Origin of the sequence: Streptomyces niphimycinicus, assembly GCF_018883605.1 — a bacterium.
Taxonomy (GTDB): domain Bacteria; phylum Actinomycetota; class Actinomycetes; order Streptomycetales; family Streptomycetaceae; genus Streptomyces; species Streptomyces niphimycinicus.
On record NZ_JAHLEM010000265.1, the window covers coordinates 14,324 to 27,503 of the forward strand.

A 13,180-nucleotide genomic window follows, 5' to 3' on the forward strand; every position below is an offset into this window, starting at 1 on the left:
CCGTCGCCACCTTGCGGCCCCGGTCAGTCCGACGACCACGCCCGGACAGGGAAGGGACTCGAGTCGCCGTCGTCCAGCGCGTTCAACGCATCCCGCAGGGCGGCCCGCGTCGTGATCCCGAGTTTCGGATACACCTTGTACAGGTGAGCCCCGACGGTCCGGTGCGAAATGTAGAGCCGCTCCCCGATCTGCTTGTTGCTCAGGCCGGACGCCGCCAGGTGCGCAATCTCGAGCTCCTGCGGCGTCAGCGGGGTCCGGGTGGCCTCGGGCAAGGTCGTCTGACCGGACGCGCGTAGCTCCGCGCGGGCCCGCTCCGCCCAGGGCGCCGCCCCGAGCCGGGCGAACGCGTCCAAGGCCGCTGCCAGTGGTACCCGGGCCCTGCCCTTGGCACCCGTACGTCGCAATCGCTCACCGAGAGCCAGCCGGATCCGCGCCGCCTCGAAGACCCAGCGGTCCGCGCCCGGTACCGACAGCGCGGCCTCGAAGTGCGCCACTGCCTCGTCGTCCGGCGCGCACAGACCGGCCGCGCCCGCCACGAGCATCGCGTTCCGGCCGGACAGCCGGTCGACGCCCAGTTCGCGCAGGGCCCGCAGATGCGCGGCGGCCTCGGCGTCGCGGCCGGTGCGTACGGCCGCCTCGATCAGGTCGTACGCACCCCACAGCGCGTGGGCGACATACGGGGCCAGGCACCCGGCCGGGGTGAGGGCGGTCGCATGGCGGTAGGCCGCCTCGTAGTCTCCGCTGCCCACGGCGACCAGGGTCCGCGCCTGCTGGGCGAAGGCCACGGCCGCGCCGACGCCGCGGCGCGTCCCCCAGCGCACCATCTGTTCGGCCAGTGCGTCACCCGCTTCGGTCTCACCGCGCGCCCCGTGCAGGAGCACCTGGTTGTACTGGAAGTACCAGGCGAAGAACGGGTATTCGGTGTCGCACAGCACCGCTCCCTCGTCGGCGAGTCGCTGTGCCTCCTCCCACTCACCGGTCAGGAAGTCCTCCATGCATAGGTGCATCAGCGCCCCGAGGTGGCGGCGCACCTGTCCGCCGCCTTCCCGGCCCTGATGCACCAACTCTCGGAGCCGGTCGTGCAGTTCACCGACCCGGTCGAGATAGATCGTCGCGGTCGCGCCGCGGACCAGCGCCGTCGGATCGGGCGTGCGACGCAGCCATTCGCGGACCGGTCCGCACGGCCAGGGCAAGCAGTGGCGGCGGGGCCGGTTTCAGCCGGCCCACCGTGTCGACGAACGGTGCCCACAGGTCAGCGCGGCCGCTCCACCAGCAGACCAACTGCAGGGTGTGCAGCGCGTCGACAAGTGCCGGATCCTCGGCGTCGTAGGCGGGTCCGGCCGCTTCGATCGCGCCGACCAGGAGCTGGTGCGCGGTGGAGAGGTCGGCTTCGCTGTTGAGGAGGACGTACACCGTCGCGGCCGCCGCGTACAAGGCGGCGCTCGAGCCGGGATCGGCGCTCCGCGCCCGGCGCAGCAGTTCCGAGGCACCCGCGACGTCACCGGTCGCCTCGGCGCCGAGATAGGCCGCCTCGGCCAGGCGCCGCGCGCGGTCGCCGGACGCCGGGCTCAGATCGGCGGCCCGGATCAGGGCGGTGGCGGCACCGACCGCGTCGCTGCGGCGCAGGGCCAAGTGCCCTGATTGCTCGAGCAGTTCGGCGATCTGCTCGTCCGGTACGATCGCCGCCTCGGCCAGGTGCCAGGCCCGGCGCTCGGGCCGGTCGCCCAGGGCGTCGGCGAGGGCCAGGTGCGCGGCACGGCGCTCGGCCAGGGTGGAAGCCTCCACGACCGCGGAGCGCATCAGCGGATGACGGAAAGTCATGCGCCGCGCGGTGCTGTCCGTACGGACCAGACGTTCGCGTTCGGCGCAGGCGAGCACCGTCAGGAGGGCGCTGTCCGGGCCGGCGGCGTGGTGCAGGACGCGGAGGTCGCCGGTGCCCTCCAGCGCGGCGAGCAGGAGCAGCCGACGCACGTCCTCGCTCAGGGCGGTGACGCGCGTGACGAACAGGTCCTGCAGGCGCTCGCCCAGCGGCAGTACGGCCGGCAGTTCCTCCTGAGCGGTCCGCTGGGGTCCGCTGAGTTGCGTGGGCAGTTCCATCAGAGCCAGCGGATTGCCGCGCGCCTCGGCGACCACCCGCGCCCGGACCCGGGCGGCCAGGCCCGGGTAGCGGGCGGCGAGCAGGAGGTGTGCCGAGTCGTCGTCGAGGGGCGCCAACTCGATCTCGTACAGCCCACTGCGGTCGAACATGTTGTCCCCGCCGGTCCGGGACGCGGCCAGGAAGCCGATCCGGCTGCCGGACAGCCGACGGGCGACGAAGCCGAGGATCACGGCGCTCGCCCGGTCCAGCCAGGGAAGGTCGTCGACGATCAGGAGGAGTGGCGCCTCGGCGGCGACCTGCCGCAACAGGGCCAGGGTCGCGTTGACCAGGAGCAACTGATCCGGGGCGGGACCGCTGCCGAAACCGAGCGCGACCATGAGCGGCCGGCGATACTCGGATGGCAGTCGCTCGATGTCGTCGCGGACCGGCATCAGGATCTGGTGCAGTCCGGCGAAGGAGACGTTCGCCTCAAACTCGACTCCGTCGGCGCGCAGTACGCGGGTGCCGGACTCCCCCACCGCTTCGGCGACGGCGTCGAGCAGCGTGGTCTTGCCCACGCCGACACCGCCGACCACGTGCAGGCCGCGGCCGGATTCGCTCTCGAAGAATTCGCACACCTCGCGCAGGTCCTGGATGCGGCCGACGATCTGCGACCGTCGGGTCCACGATTCGCTGCCGGTCATCGCTCTCGCCCGCTTCCGTCGCCGGGAGCGGGGCGGTGCCGGCGATCGTAGGGGCGTGTGGTCCTGCCGGGCACGAAGGCAGGCGGGGAGGGATCGAGAGGGCACGGTGTGCCAGGTGGTGCGCACCGCGGCCCGGCGGCTACGGCGAACCGGCGATGGGGGGGCATGGGGTGCCTCCGGCTCGGGTTCGATGGGCGGGTCGAGGTGCTGTCACCTCGTGGACCACCGCGCTCGACCGGGCCCCGTCTGCCGCCCGCGGGGGTCCCTGGCCCCGTGCCCGGGTCCCCCTGGCGCGCAGGCACCCTCCCCTGAGCCTCCCCGTGGAGGAGGCCCGGGATCCGACCGATCGCGGTGCGTCAGGCGCTCTTGCCACTGATGGTGTCCAGGAACCGTCCGAAGTTGCCCTCCGACCAGTGCTCGACGGACTGGATGCCTTCGACGCGGTCGATGGAGATACCGGTGAGGTGGACTTCGAGACCAGACGGGGGGATCCCCAGAATCGTCCCCGTGTGGACCCCACCGATGCGCCAGCGGGTGACGACTTTCTCACCCTCCGTGATCTGGTCGTAGACGTCCATCCGGAAGCCGGAGAGCGAAGACTGCAGTTCGAGGTCGCCGGCGACCCACGCGTCGCGGGTGTTGGGGCCGTCGAACCCGTACAGCACGAGGTCCTTCGAGATGTACCGCTCGAAGCCCGCGGCCAGGTCGCCGTTGTAGGTGGCATAGAACGCCGCCATGAGCTGGCGCGGCGACGGATGGCGGGACCGGGACCGCTCCTCGTGGGCTCCCCCGCCCTGCGCCACGGCCGGAGTGGCGACCGCCGCGAGGGTTGCGGCGGAGCCGAGGGCGGCAAGGGTGCCGATCACTCCGCGCCGGTTGGGCACGGCTGCGGCCTCGGCAGGCTTGTTCTCAGTCATGAGGGCTCCTTGGTGGTGTATTGCGGATGCGTTGGCGGTGGGTTCGCCGGGGGGAGGGCCAGCCAGGGGGCAGACCTCGTCGAGCAGGAGGACGATGCCGATCTTGGTCGTGGAGTCCTCTCCACTCTGTTCACGAGCAGCCACTGAGATACTTGCCCGGTCAAGCACTTCCTTGATGCGTCAAGTACACACCCGATCGCTTGACGCGTCAAGGGGTTACAGTGAGGCCATGACCTCCGACCAGCCACCGCTGCAGCCCCTCACCCCGGCCGAGGAAGCGTTCGTCCGTGAGCTGAGCCGCGTCATGCTGGCCCTGCCTCGCGCGGTGGACGCCGACATCATGCGCGAAGCCCGGCTTCCGCTCTCCGAGTACACACCCCTGATGCACCTGTCCGAGGCGCCGGACAGAGCAATGCGCATGAACGAGCTCGCCGCCGCCTGCTGCCTCTCCCTCAGCGGGATGACCCGCGTCGTCACCCGCCTCGAGAAGCAGGGCTGGGTCGAGCGCACCAAGTCCGCTCAGGACAAACGCGGCTGGAATGCCGTCCTGACCGACGCCGGCCTCGCCCGCCTGGAACACGCCTGGCCCGCGTTTCTCACCAGCGTGCGACGCCAACTCGTCGACCACTTCGCCGGCCATGACATCAGCGGACTCACCAACGCGCTTCGCCATGTGGCCACCGCTGACCTCGCACCCAACCGAACTCCGGCCGCAAACTCCACGTCCGGTGGCCGACAAGGCTGAACCAGGCGTCCCGGCCCAGGTGGAGCCAGAGCAGATCAACGGCGCAGCGCACAACCAAGACGGCGCACAGTGCACCGAGTTGGTCGAGACGCTGCACGACGCGGGTCATCCGTCGTGGTGATCGCCTGCATCGTCATCGCGTCGTCCGCCTGTGGCGAGCCGCATGAGGTCGGTGCTGAAGTCGACGTCGGTGACGCGGTGTTCGGCACGGGTGGCATTGCCGCCGAACTGGTGCTGATAACCGTTCCAGGCCCTGTCGGCGATGGACCGGCCGACGTCGGCGCGCAGCAGGAGCACGGCTTCGGTGGCGGCTCGTTCGATCCGGCTGCTGAGCGCGCGGTCCCCCCAGTCCTCGGACGCGGCGAAGAGGGATGTGGGTACGGGGAGAGCGCGCAGGAACGCGAACAGGGGCCGGAGTTGCTCGTCGACCACCATGGCGTGCCGCGCGGTGCCGGCGGTGGCGGCGAGAATGACGGGCTTGGCGATGAGCAGGTCGTTGTCGAGGACATCGGCGAACGACTTGAACAGTCCGCTGATGCCCGCCTTGTAGACGGGCGTACTGGCGATGACGGCGTCGGCGGCGGCCAGCCGTTCGAAGGCGGCTTGAAGGCGCTCGCCGGGAAATCCCGAGACGATCGCCTGGGCGATGTCGACCGCGAGCGGTCCCAGTTCGATGACGCCGACGGTCGCGGGCGTGCCGGACGCACGAAGCAGGTCCACGGCCTTCTGCGCCGCCCGGTCCGCGAGCAGGCGGGTGGCCGAGGGATTGCTGACCCCGGCGCTGACGACGACCAGTCCCACGGGCGCATCCGGGTCGGGGGAATCGTGCTGCTGGGCAGGGTGTGGCTGCATGCGGGGTTCCGGTTCCTCTGTTTCGTCCCTGGCTTCGGCTTCATGCGGTGCGCGTGCGGCACGTGTGCGTGCGGCACGGCACCGCACCGCGCACCGAGGTCACAGGACCTGCGGGAAGTTGGCCTGCACGGCCGGGTCGCTGTCCTGATACGGCGACGCGCCGGAGAGGTTGTCGCCGCGGTTGGGGTTCGGGCGCGGCCGACGGGGCTCGGCGTCGCCGTACTTGTCCGTGACCAGGGTGGCGTGCGTGGGGGCGTCGGGCACCCCGGGGGCGCGCCTGGAGGCCATCTCCTTGCGCAGCACCGGGACGACCTCGGTGCCCAGCAGCTCCACCTGTTCCAGCGCCATTTCGACGGGCAGGGCCATGCCGTCGACCGCGAAGAGCTGGCGCTGGTAGTCGCCGAAGCCCTGCTGGAAGGTAAGGACCTTGTCGATGACCTGCTGCGGGCTGCCAACGGTCAACGGGGTGCGGGCCATGTAGTCATCGAGTGAACTGCCCTTGAATACCGGGTATTCCTCGAAGTAGGGCCGGAAGGTGTTCACGGCGTCCTGGGAACGCCGGGCGATGAACGCCTGCCCTCCGAGCCCGACGATCGCTTGCTCCTTCGTGCCGTGCCCGTAGTGCTCGAACCGAGCCCGGTAGAATTCCACGAGCGGTTTGAAGTGCAAGTTGGGCGCCAGGATGTGGTTGGCAAAGAAGCCGTTGCCGTAATAGGCGGCCTGTTCGGCGATCTCGGGAGTGCGGATCGAGCCGTGCCAGACGAAGGGTGGCACATCGTCCAGCGGCCGTGGGGTCGAGGTGAAGCCCTGCAACGGGGTGCGGAACTCGCCCTCCCAGTCGACCACGTCCTCCCGCCACAGCCGGTGCAGCAGGTTGTAGTTCTCCAGGGCCAGGGCCACCCCCTTGCGGATGTCCTTTCCGAACCACGGATAGACCGGCACCGTGTTGCCGCGCCCCACCATGAGGTCGAGACGTCCCTTCGCCACGTGCTGGAGCATGGCGTAGTCCTCAGCGAGCTTCACCGGGTCGTTCGTGGTCACGAGCGTGACCGAGGTGCTGAGGATGATGCGTTCGGTCAGCGCCGCGATGTGCGCCAGCAGGGTGGTGGGCGAGGACGGGATGAACGGCGGGTTGTGGTGCTCCCCCAGCGCGAACACGTCCAGGCCGACCTCGTCGGCCCGCTGCGCCACGCGGACAATGTTGCTGATGCGCTCCGCCTCACTCTGGGTGTAGCCGGTGACCGGGTCGGGTGCGATGTCACCGACCGAGAAGATTCCGAATTGCATGGTGTCCGCCTTTCACGGTTGCCTGCACGGGCTCAGCGGCCTGCGGTGCGTCCCCGCTTGAGCCAGGCCGCGAATTGGACCGCGCGCCGGGCCTGGAACTCCATCGCGGCGAGTTCGACCTCGCCGGGCGGTTCCTCGCCGGTGGCGGCGACGTGCCCGGAGCCGTAGGGATTGCCCGACTGGAACTGGATCGGGTCCGCGTAGCCGGGCGGCACGATGACGCAACCCCAGTGGTAGAAGGTGTTGTTGAGAGCCAGGATCGTCGACTCCTGGCCGCCGTGGCGGGTGCTGGTCGCGGTGAAGGACGAGGCCACCTTGTCCATGAGCAAGCCCTGGGCCCACAACGGCCCGGTGGTGTCGATGAACTGCTTCATCTGCGAGGCGGGCAACCCGTACCGGGTCGGCGCCCCCAGCAGCAGCACATCCGCCCACGCCAGGTCGTCGTGCATCGCTTCCTTTACATGCTGGGTGACCTCCATGTGCGCCGACCAGCCCGCGTTGGCGGCGATCGCCTCGGCGGGGGCAAGCTCGGGCACCTTGCGCAGCCGCACTTCGGCACCGGCCTTCTCGGCGGCGGTGGCCGCGGCCTTGGCGAGGGCGAACACGGTTCCCGTCGACGAGTAGTAGATCACCGACACATTGACCGGCGTGGACACCTGTTCCCTGACGTCTTCCATGAGGGCTCCGTTTCCGTCGAGAGGGTCGGACCCCGCCAGTCGGCGACGTCCGGTCACGGTCCAAGCCTCGGATTCCGGGCCCCGGCCCCACATCGGTCATCCGACCACCGTTCCGGGCGCGGGGTGCGTACCAGTCATCCGACTGAAGCCGGCGATGAGAGGTACGGTGCGGCAGGGCCCCGGGCACGACGCCGACAGGGGCCAGGCCGGCGATCTCCACGGGCCCCGGCCGACGCCCCGCCGAGCACACTGCTCCTCGTGCCGGATCCGGGCTCGGGACAACATGCCGATGTCCGTATCCGTCCCTTCCGGCAAACGCAGTCGGATGACCGATGTGACAGGCAGGTGGCTACGGCGAGGCTGATCGTGAGGCGAGGGCACCCGCGCTCCGCCCGCGCACACCTCCGCCCGAGGGACACTCATGCCCCACATGACGATCGGTCACGAGAGCAGCGCCGTGGTCGAGCTCTACTACGAGGACCACGGAACCGGGCAGCCGGCCGTGCTGATCCACGGATATCCGCTCGACGGCCGCAGTTGGGACAGGCAGGCTTCGGCCCTGCTCTCCGCCGGCTATCGGGTGATCACGTACGACCGCCGTGGTTTCGGGCGTTCCTCGCCCGCGGCGGGCGGCTACGACTACGACACCTTCGCGGCGGATCTGCACTCCCTGCTGGTCGAGTTGGACCTCGGCGAAACCGTCCTGATCGGCCATGCGACGGGGACCGGGGACATCGCGCGCTACCTGAGCGCCCATGGTTCGGCGCGGGTGGCCAAGGCCGTCTTCCTGGCCTCACTGCCGCCCTTCCTTCTGCGAACGGGCGCGACGCCCCATGGCGTCGAGCTGTCGTACTTCGACGCGTTGATCGTCAAGGCGCGGCGCCAGGACCGGCGTACGTACTTCGCCGAACTCCACGACATCATCCTCAAGCCGGCGGACAACCTCGCTTCCAGGATCGGCGTCGAGGCTATGGACACCTTCCTGGACATCGCCGCTGCCTCGTCCGCGCGCGCCTGTGTCGCGGTGATCCCGACCTGGATCACCGACTTCCGCCCCGACATCGCCGCGATCGACGTTCCGGTTCTGATCGTCCATGGCACTGGCGATCGACTCCTGCCGATCGAAGCGACCGGCAGACCGCTGCACGCACTTCTACCGCAGGCCACTTACGTCGAAATCGCCGATGCGCCACACGGCCTGCTGTGGACTCACGCCGAAGACGTCAACGGCGCCCTCCTGACGTTCCTGGGGCACTCAACACCTGGGTAAACCAGATGCTCTACGGGCGCGATTCCTTCAGCCTGACCTCGAACATCGGACCGATGAGCTGCACTCCCACCGGCCCAGACGAGCTGGTCGAAGCGATCACGGTTCACACACTCCTGACCGCCCGGTGTCGGTACACGCTCCCCCGTGGCCGGCCAAGGCCGAGTTGTACCGCCTCACCGGGTAGGGCGTTCGGTGTTTCCGGCCGTGTATGACGTGCGAGCTTCGTGAGTTTCCCAGGTCACCGAGGCGACCTGGTCCACATCCGCCGCACTCGTCCCTGAGACCGCATGCCGCCTTCGGAGGCGGCCTTGCCTCCAGCCGGCCTCACGTGAGCACTGGAGCTAACTGGCGCGGTTCACCCAGGCATTCTCAACGGCAGTCCCACAGAATCCGGAAGTCTCAGCGGGCGATCCGGCGGAACCACCAGCACGCATGATGCCAAGGTCACCCGATCGCCGCTCCCCACGTACCCCCCATATGTACATTCTGGGCATGAAGCAGATGTATCCGCTCACCCAGGCCCGTAACGAGCTCGACCAACTGGTCGAACGGGTCCGGCATGGCCACGAGACCATCGTGATCAGCGACCACGGCGGTACTCCTGCGGCGGCCCTGATCCCCGTCGGCGAACTCGCGGAGCTGCGGCGCCTGCAGGAGGAAGCCGACATCGCTGAAGCCGATCACCGCAAGGCCGAGGGCGGGCCGGTAGTGACGCATGACGCATTCATGGCCGATTTGGAGGCCGGTGACGCGCGGGCAGCCGCTTCGTGATCCATGCGATGGGGTGGCAGCATCAGGCCACTGCGGGCTCGGGTGACAGCCCCAACTCGACCTCCAGAGCGCGAAGGAATGCGCTGCCGCAGTGCGCTCGACGATGTTTCCCCGCCCACGTAGACCCTCCAGGCGTAGGCCATGACGGGACTACCCCGCCGGGCCAGCCAGGGCCGACGACCGAGCTCACGGCCATCGCGGAACAACCGGTCCGGCAGATCCGAGGATCTGACCTGAATACGACTCACCAGGTTGTTATGCATATGTCATATATATCTCCTGTTCTCACTGAATAAAGGGGAGAGACCATGAAAAGACTCAGAGCCGGGGTGACCACGCTCGCGGTGGCCGGAGCGCTGCTCACGGGCACGACCGTGGCCGCCAGCGCCGCCGACCGGGAGACCACAGCAACGTGTGAATACCCCTACGTGTGTTTCATCAAGAACGGCAACATCATCGGACACTTCCAGGACGTGACATCGGGCTGGCAGGCACTTCCATCCAAGCCGACGGCACCGATCACCGTCGTGAACACCCGCCACGACGACGTGGCATACATCCGGTGGGTGGGTGGCACAACGGCATGCCTCGTGCCGCAGAGCACGTTCACCGTCACCGGCGGCCAGCTCGATGCGGTACGCATCTCGAGCTCAGCCACCTGCTGACCCCAGGCACTCTCAGAGACGGCCTCCGCCTGCACTGGGCCGAGGCCGTCATGTCATACCGACACCACTGCGTCCTCAACGCGAGATGCGAGGCAACGTGATGTCAGAGGCACAGCCGCGTCCCGGCGGCGGTCACTGCGGTGGCGTCGTCGGACAGGCCGAGCCGGATCGCGTCCAGCACGGCCCTCCAGAACGTGCGCCTCGTCTCCAGCGCGGCGACGTGAGCAGCACCGGCCGGGGAACGAACTGATCAGCACTTCGGCCCAGCCGTATGGCAGCAACTCCGGGCTGGTGGGGGCGTCGGGCCGCAGCAAGTTACTCACATCGCCGGCGAACACGATCCGCCCGACGGCGGCACGCGGCAGTGGCATGGCGGCCAGTAGCTGGCGCAGGCGGTGCGGCTCCAGCCAGCCGTGATTGACCATGCCGTACATCGCCCACACACACCGATGCTCATCGGCCAGCGACGTGACCGGGCCGTCCGAGCACAGCACGGCATCGGTGACCGCGAAGAGCGCATCCGCGTGCCGGCGGCACATCCTCGAACCGGACACTCCACCCGGTCCCCGACGCCCCCCGACGGCGCCGTACGCCATCGACGAAGTCCAGGTCGAAGGCACCACAAAGGGAATCGCCGTTCGCGTGCACCGGTTCCCCCACCGTCTCCCCAGGCAGCCAGAAGAGGCTCTGACCTGCGCAATGCGGCTGGTTCCCTGGGGATTCTCGCGATACGGGTGCTTTCAGGCGGCCCAGCCGATGGAGGAGACATGGGTGTAGGCGTCCCAGTCGGTGCCGAGGGTGCTTTGGATGATGTCGTCCCAGATGGCTTCGAGTTCCTGCGTGTCGTGGGCGATCCACGCATCGACGGCGCGGTCCCATACGGCGCCGCGTACGTTGATGTTGCGGGTCTGCAGGTCACGCTGGTGTCTGTGCTGGACGCGGGACTGGTCGACGGGGTCGATCTCGATGCGCGTTCCGCGGCCGCTGTTGGTGAGCCGGCGCTTGAGGTCGGCGACGACGTTGCGGCGGCGCAGGTCCCAGTACGCGGCGTCCAGGCGGGCGAGGTTGGCCTTGCTGGGGGTCTGTTCCCCGGCCAGCCAGGCGATGAGGGCGCGGGGTCTGACGTGGATGCCCGCGCGGTCCATGGCCTCGTAGCCGGCGTCGCTGGCGGTGAGGTAGCGCAGTCGGGCGGCCAGACCGCGCTCGGAGTCGACGGGGGACTCGATGCCGGTGACCATACGGTCGATACCTCCGGCCAGAGCCACTCCCCCGTGGACACCCCGGGCGCGGAAGACGCCCAGGTCCCTCCACCGGCCGCTGGTGCCGGCCATCAGCGGGCCGCCATGCCGATGGTGTACTCACCGGACGCCTTGGCGTCGCTGTGCTTGATCTTCATCTGGGCGACGCCACGTCCCTCGGGGAAGACCTGCCGCCAGTCGCCGGTGACGTGGAGCTCATCGGTGCCCATCATGGCGATGACGTCCAGACCGGCCTGGTGGGCCTTGTATGCCTTGCCCCAGAGGTTGGCGTACGCCTGACTGTGGATGATGTGCATCCAGTCCGGACGCATGATTTCGCGGTTATGAACCGACTCGCCCATCGTGGAGATGAACTTCGAGTACATCGCCTTGATGTACTCGAGGGTGATGGTGTCGTCCTCGGCGATCGCCGTCTCCCGCGCGGCGGTGAGCGTCTTCCGCAGGGCGTCCAGGAAATTCTCGGTCGCGCCGGACGTCCACGATTCGTGCACCACCGGCGGATCGAGAAGCCCGTACTTCGGCCCGGAGAGGCGCAGCAGGAGGCGCAGGGTGGCGCCTGTGATCCAGAGGGGGCCGGGCTGGTCGCGGTCGCCGAGGGGGTCGGGGAGGTGGGGGTGGTGCCAGGGTGAGGGGGTGATCAGGTGGACTCCGGAGCGCTTGGGGTCCACGCCGTCCGTGCCGGTGGAGTGTTCCAGCTTTCCGATCGGGAGCCAGGTTTTGAGGGCGGAGAGGTAGGCGGCGTTGACGTCCAGGGCGGTGACCGTGATGCTCCCGGCGCTTTTGAGGGAGTAGTGGGGGTGGTGGAAGTTGGGGCGGGCTTCCCAGATCTGGTCCGGCTCCCTCTTCGAGGGCTTCGTGAGGATGTCGGGCAGGGCAGGGTAGGCGGTGTAGGTGTAGCGGGCGGTGGCCCGGGTCTCTCCGAACAGGCGCATGACATCCGGGATGGCGCGCTTGACCAGGGCCTTCATGGCGGCGTCGGCGTCGCCTTCGGCACGTTCCAGCTCTTCGTGCACGGCCTGGCTGATGAGGTCGGCGGTCTCCGCTTGGGCGCGGGCCGCGGACTTCGCCCGGCGCTGCGGCCTCGAGGGCACCGGCGCAGGAGCCGGTGACGGCGCAGCGGTCGGAGCGGGCGCGGGCGTGGCGGCGGTCTGAGGCGGCGCCGCGGCGGCTGGGGGCTGGCACATGGCGCCGGGGTGCAGGGAACGGCCGTCGGTGGCCTTATAGGGCGTCGTAACGCCGCAGCGGAGGCAGGAGCCGGGCTCGCCCTGCACGGCCAGCCCGTCGGGGCCCCACGCGGTCTCCGGAACAGCGGATCCTGCGACCGGGGCGACCGTCTCGGCGAGTCCTTGGGCCGGGGCGGCGGGGTGGATCTGGGCCAGGCCCTCCAGCAGCCGCAGATACTTAAAGCGTCCCGGCGGCTGCGGATCGGTGGTGCCGTCTTCCCAGTTGGCGACCGTCTGCCGACCGACGCCCACCGCCGCCGCCACCTGGGCCCGGGAGAGACCGGCGGCCTGCCGCAGACGCAGACGCTCGGCCGGCTCCGGCATACGCGCCGTCAGCCTCGCCTCCTCCAGCAACGCCTCCACACTGTCGAATTGCTCATCACCCATACCTCAAGGCTACATCCGCCTAGGCATAGGATGGAAATTACTTAGACATATTTTAGGCGTTCATTTGCATGATCTGATGACACCGCCCCGGAGTGATGATCGTCACCCCGGGCGCAGGCCGACGAGCCTGGAGCCCGGCAGGGGGCAGAGGACAATGTCAGGCAGGGCCAAGAACGGCCGTCTCATATGCCCCCGGTTCCCGGGGATCTCAGCAGGTCGAGTGACCAGTGACGATAAACGTCAAGCTGACACCAGGTCAGCTACCTGCCTAAGCTCCCGCACCAGTGACATCACAACGAGAAATATGAATGGACATTGAAATGAGACTCAGCAGGCGTGATGCCCG

At 69.0% G+C, this 13,180-nt stretch carries 13 protein-coding genes; 4 read left to right on the forward strand and 9 right to left on the reverse strand.

Features of this window, described 5'->3' with window-relative positions:
- Positions 1–23: 23 nt before the first annotated feature.
- The 3 genes from KN815_RS50645 to KN815_RS23535 all read right to left on the reverse strand — a co-directional run bounded on the left by KN815_RS50645 (position 24) and on the right by KN815_RS23535 (position 3,698).
- On the reverse strand, positions 24–1,193 hold the full coding sequence (locus tag KN815_RS50645; RefSeq protein ID WP_253209187.1) for a helix-turn-helix transcriptional regulator: 1,170 nt from the start codon (positions 1,191–1,193) through the stop codon (positions 24–26).
- Positions 1,087–2,781 (reverse strand): AAA family ATPase, encoded by a 1,695-nt coding sequence (locus KN815_RS50650; protein WP_253209188.1) that lies wholly within the window; start codon positions 2,779–2,781, stop codon positions 1,087–1,089. Before KN815_RS50650 ends, KN815_RS50645 begins: the two co-directional genes overlap by 107 nt.
- Positions 2,782–3,137: 356 nt before the next feature.
- On the reverse strand, positions 3,138–3,698 hold the full coding sequence (locus tag KN815_RS23535) for an ester cyclase (protein ID WP_216343922.1): 561 nt from the start codon (positions 3,696–3,698) through the stop codon (positions 3,138–3,140).
- Between the two features lie 229 nt (positions 3,699–3,927).
- Here KN815_RS23535 and KN815_RS23540 point away from each other — a divergent pair, with 229 nt between their 5' ends.
- Positions 3,928–4,443, forward strand: coding sequence for a MarR family winged helix-turn-helix transcriptional regulator (locus tag KN815_RS23540; RefSeq protein ID WP_216343923.1), 516 nt, complete (start codon positions 3,928–3,930; stop codon positions 4,441–4,443).
- 105 nt (positions 4,444–4,548) lie between these two features.
- On the opposite strand, the gene KN815_RS23545 is transcribed toward KN815_RS23540, so the two are convergent.
- The 3 genes from KN815_RS23545 to wrbA all read right to left on the reverse strand — a co-directional run bounded on the left by KN815_RS23545 (position 4,549) and on the right by wrbA (position 7,259).
- Positions 4,549–5,295 (reverse strand): CE1759 family FMN reductase, encoded by a 747-nt coding sequence (locus KN815_RS23545; RefSeq protein ID WP_216343924.1) that lies wholly within the window; start codon positions 5,293–5,295, stop codon positions 4,549–4,551.
- A gap of 99 nt (positions 5,296–5,394) precedes the next feature.
- The gene (locus KN815_RS23550; RefSeq protein ID WP_216343925.1) at positions 5,395–6,582 is read right to left on the reverse strand and encodes a CE1758 family FMN-dependent luciferase-like monooxygenase; all 1,188 of its coding nucleotides are present in this window, start codon (positions 6,580–6,582) and stop codon (positions 5,395–5,397) included.
- 32 nt (positions 6,583–6,614) lie between these two features.
- The gene (gene wrbA / locus KN815_RS23555; protein ID WP_216343926.1) at positions 6,615–7,259 is read right to left on the reverse strand and encodes an NAD(P)H:quinone oxidoreductase; all 645 of its coding nucleotides are present in this window, start codon (positions 7,257–7,259) and stop codon (positions 6,615–6,617) included.
- 421 nt (positions 7,260–7,680) lie between these two features.
- Here wrbA and KN815_RS23560 point away from each other — a divergent pair, with 421 nt between their 5' ends.
- From KN815_RS23560 to KN815_RS23570, 3 genes are all read left to right on the forward strand, one after another.
- Positions 7,681–8,529 carry an alpha/beta fold hydrolase gene (locus KN815_RS23560; RefSeq protein WP_216343927.1) on the forward strand — a complete coding sequence of 283 codons (849 nt, stop codon included), beginning with the start codon at positions 7,681–7,683 and terminating at the stop codon, positions 8,527–8,529.
- Between the two features lie 492 nt (positions 8,530–9,021).
- Positions 9,022–9,300: a type II toxin-antitoxin system prevent-host-death family antitoxin gene (locus KN815_RS23565; protein WP_216343928.1), complete on the forward strand. Its 279-nt coding sequence runs from the start codon at positions 9,022–9,024 to the stop codon at positions 9,298–9,300.
- 329 nt (positions 9,301–9,629) lie between these two features.
- Complete coding sequence (locus KN815_RS23570) at positions 9,630–9,965, forward strand: hypothetical protein (protein ID WP_253209189.1); 336 nt, start codon at positions 9,630–9,632, stop codon at positions 9,963–9,965.
- Positions 9,966–10,018: 53 nt separating this feature from the next.
- Here KN815_RS23570 and KN815_RS23575 read toward each other — a convergent pair whose 3' ends face one another.
- The 3 genes from KN815_RS23575 to KN815_RS23585 form a co-directional block, all read right to left on the reverse strand.
- Complete coding sequence (locus tag KN815_RS23575; RefSeq protein WP_216343929.1) at positions 10,019–10,504, reverse strand: transposase; 486 nt, start codon at positions 10,502–10,504, stop codon at positions 10,019–10,021.
- Between the two features lie 201 nt (positions 10,505–10,705).
- A complete protein-coding gene (locus tag KN815_RS23580) occupies positions 10,706–11,296 on the reverse strand; it encodes a transcriptional regulator (protein WP_216343930.1) in 591 nt (196 codons plus the stop codon).
- Complete coding sequence (locus KN815_RS23585; RefSeq protein WP_216343931.1) at positions 11,296–12,834, reverse strand: helix-turn-helix domain-containing protein; 1,539 nt, start codon at positions 12,832–12,834, stop codon at positions 11,296–11,298. The genes KN815_RS23580 and KN815_RS23585 overlap by 1 nt, the downstream gene beginning before the upstream one ends.
- Positions 12,835–13,180: the final 346 nt, after the last annotated feature.

Excerpts from the sequence above, each read along its gene's own strand:
- KN815_RS23560 (WP_216343927.1), top strand. The coding sequence starts at position 7,681 with ATGCCCCACATGACGATCGGTCACGAGAGCAGCGCCGTGGTCGAGCTC.
- KN815_RS23580 (WP_216343930.1), bottom strand. The coding sequence starts at position 11,296 with ATGGCCGGCACCAGCGGCCGGTGGAGGGACCTGGGCGTCTTCCGCGCC.
- KN815_RS23535 (WP_216343922.1), bottom strand. The coding sequence starts at position 3,698 with ATGACTGAGAACAAGCCTGCCGAGGCCGCAGCCGTGCCCAACCGGCGC.
- KN815_RS23575 (WP_216343929.1), bottom strand. The coding sequence starts at position 10,504 with ATGTGCCGCCGGCACGCGGATGCGCTCTTCGCGGTCACCGATGCCGTG.
- KN815_RS23585 (WP_216343931.1), bottom strand. The coding sequence starts at position 12,834 with ATGGGTGATGAGCAATTCGACAGTGTGGAGGCGTTGCTGGAGGAGGCG.
- KN815_RS23540 (WP_216343923.1), top strand. The coding sequence starts at position 3,928 with ATGACCTCCGACCAGCCACCGCTGCAGCCCCTCACCCCGGCCGAGGAA.
- KN815_RS23550 (WP_216343925.1), bottom strand. The coding sequence starts at position 6,582 with ATGCAATTCGGAATCTTCTCGGTCGGTGACATCGCACCCGACCCGGTC.
- KN815_RS23545 (WP_216343924.1), bottom strand. The coding sequence starts at position 5,295 with ATGCAGCCACACCCTGCCCAGCAGCACGATTCCCCCGACCCGGATGCG.
- wrbA (WP_216343926.1), bottom strand. The coding sequence starts at position 7,259 with ATGGAAGACGTCAGGGAACAGGTGTCCACGCCGGTCAATGTGTCGGTG.
- KN815_RS50650 (WP_253209188.1), bottom strand. The coding sequence starts at position 2,781 with ATGACCGGCAGCGAATCGTGGACCCGACGGTCGCAGATCGTCGGCCGC.
- KN815_RS23565 (WP_216343928.1), top strand. The coding sequence starts at position 9,022 with ATGAAGCAGATGTATCCGCTCACCCAGGCCCGTAACGAGCTCGACCAA.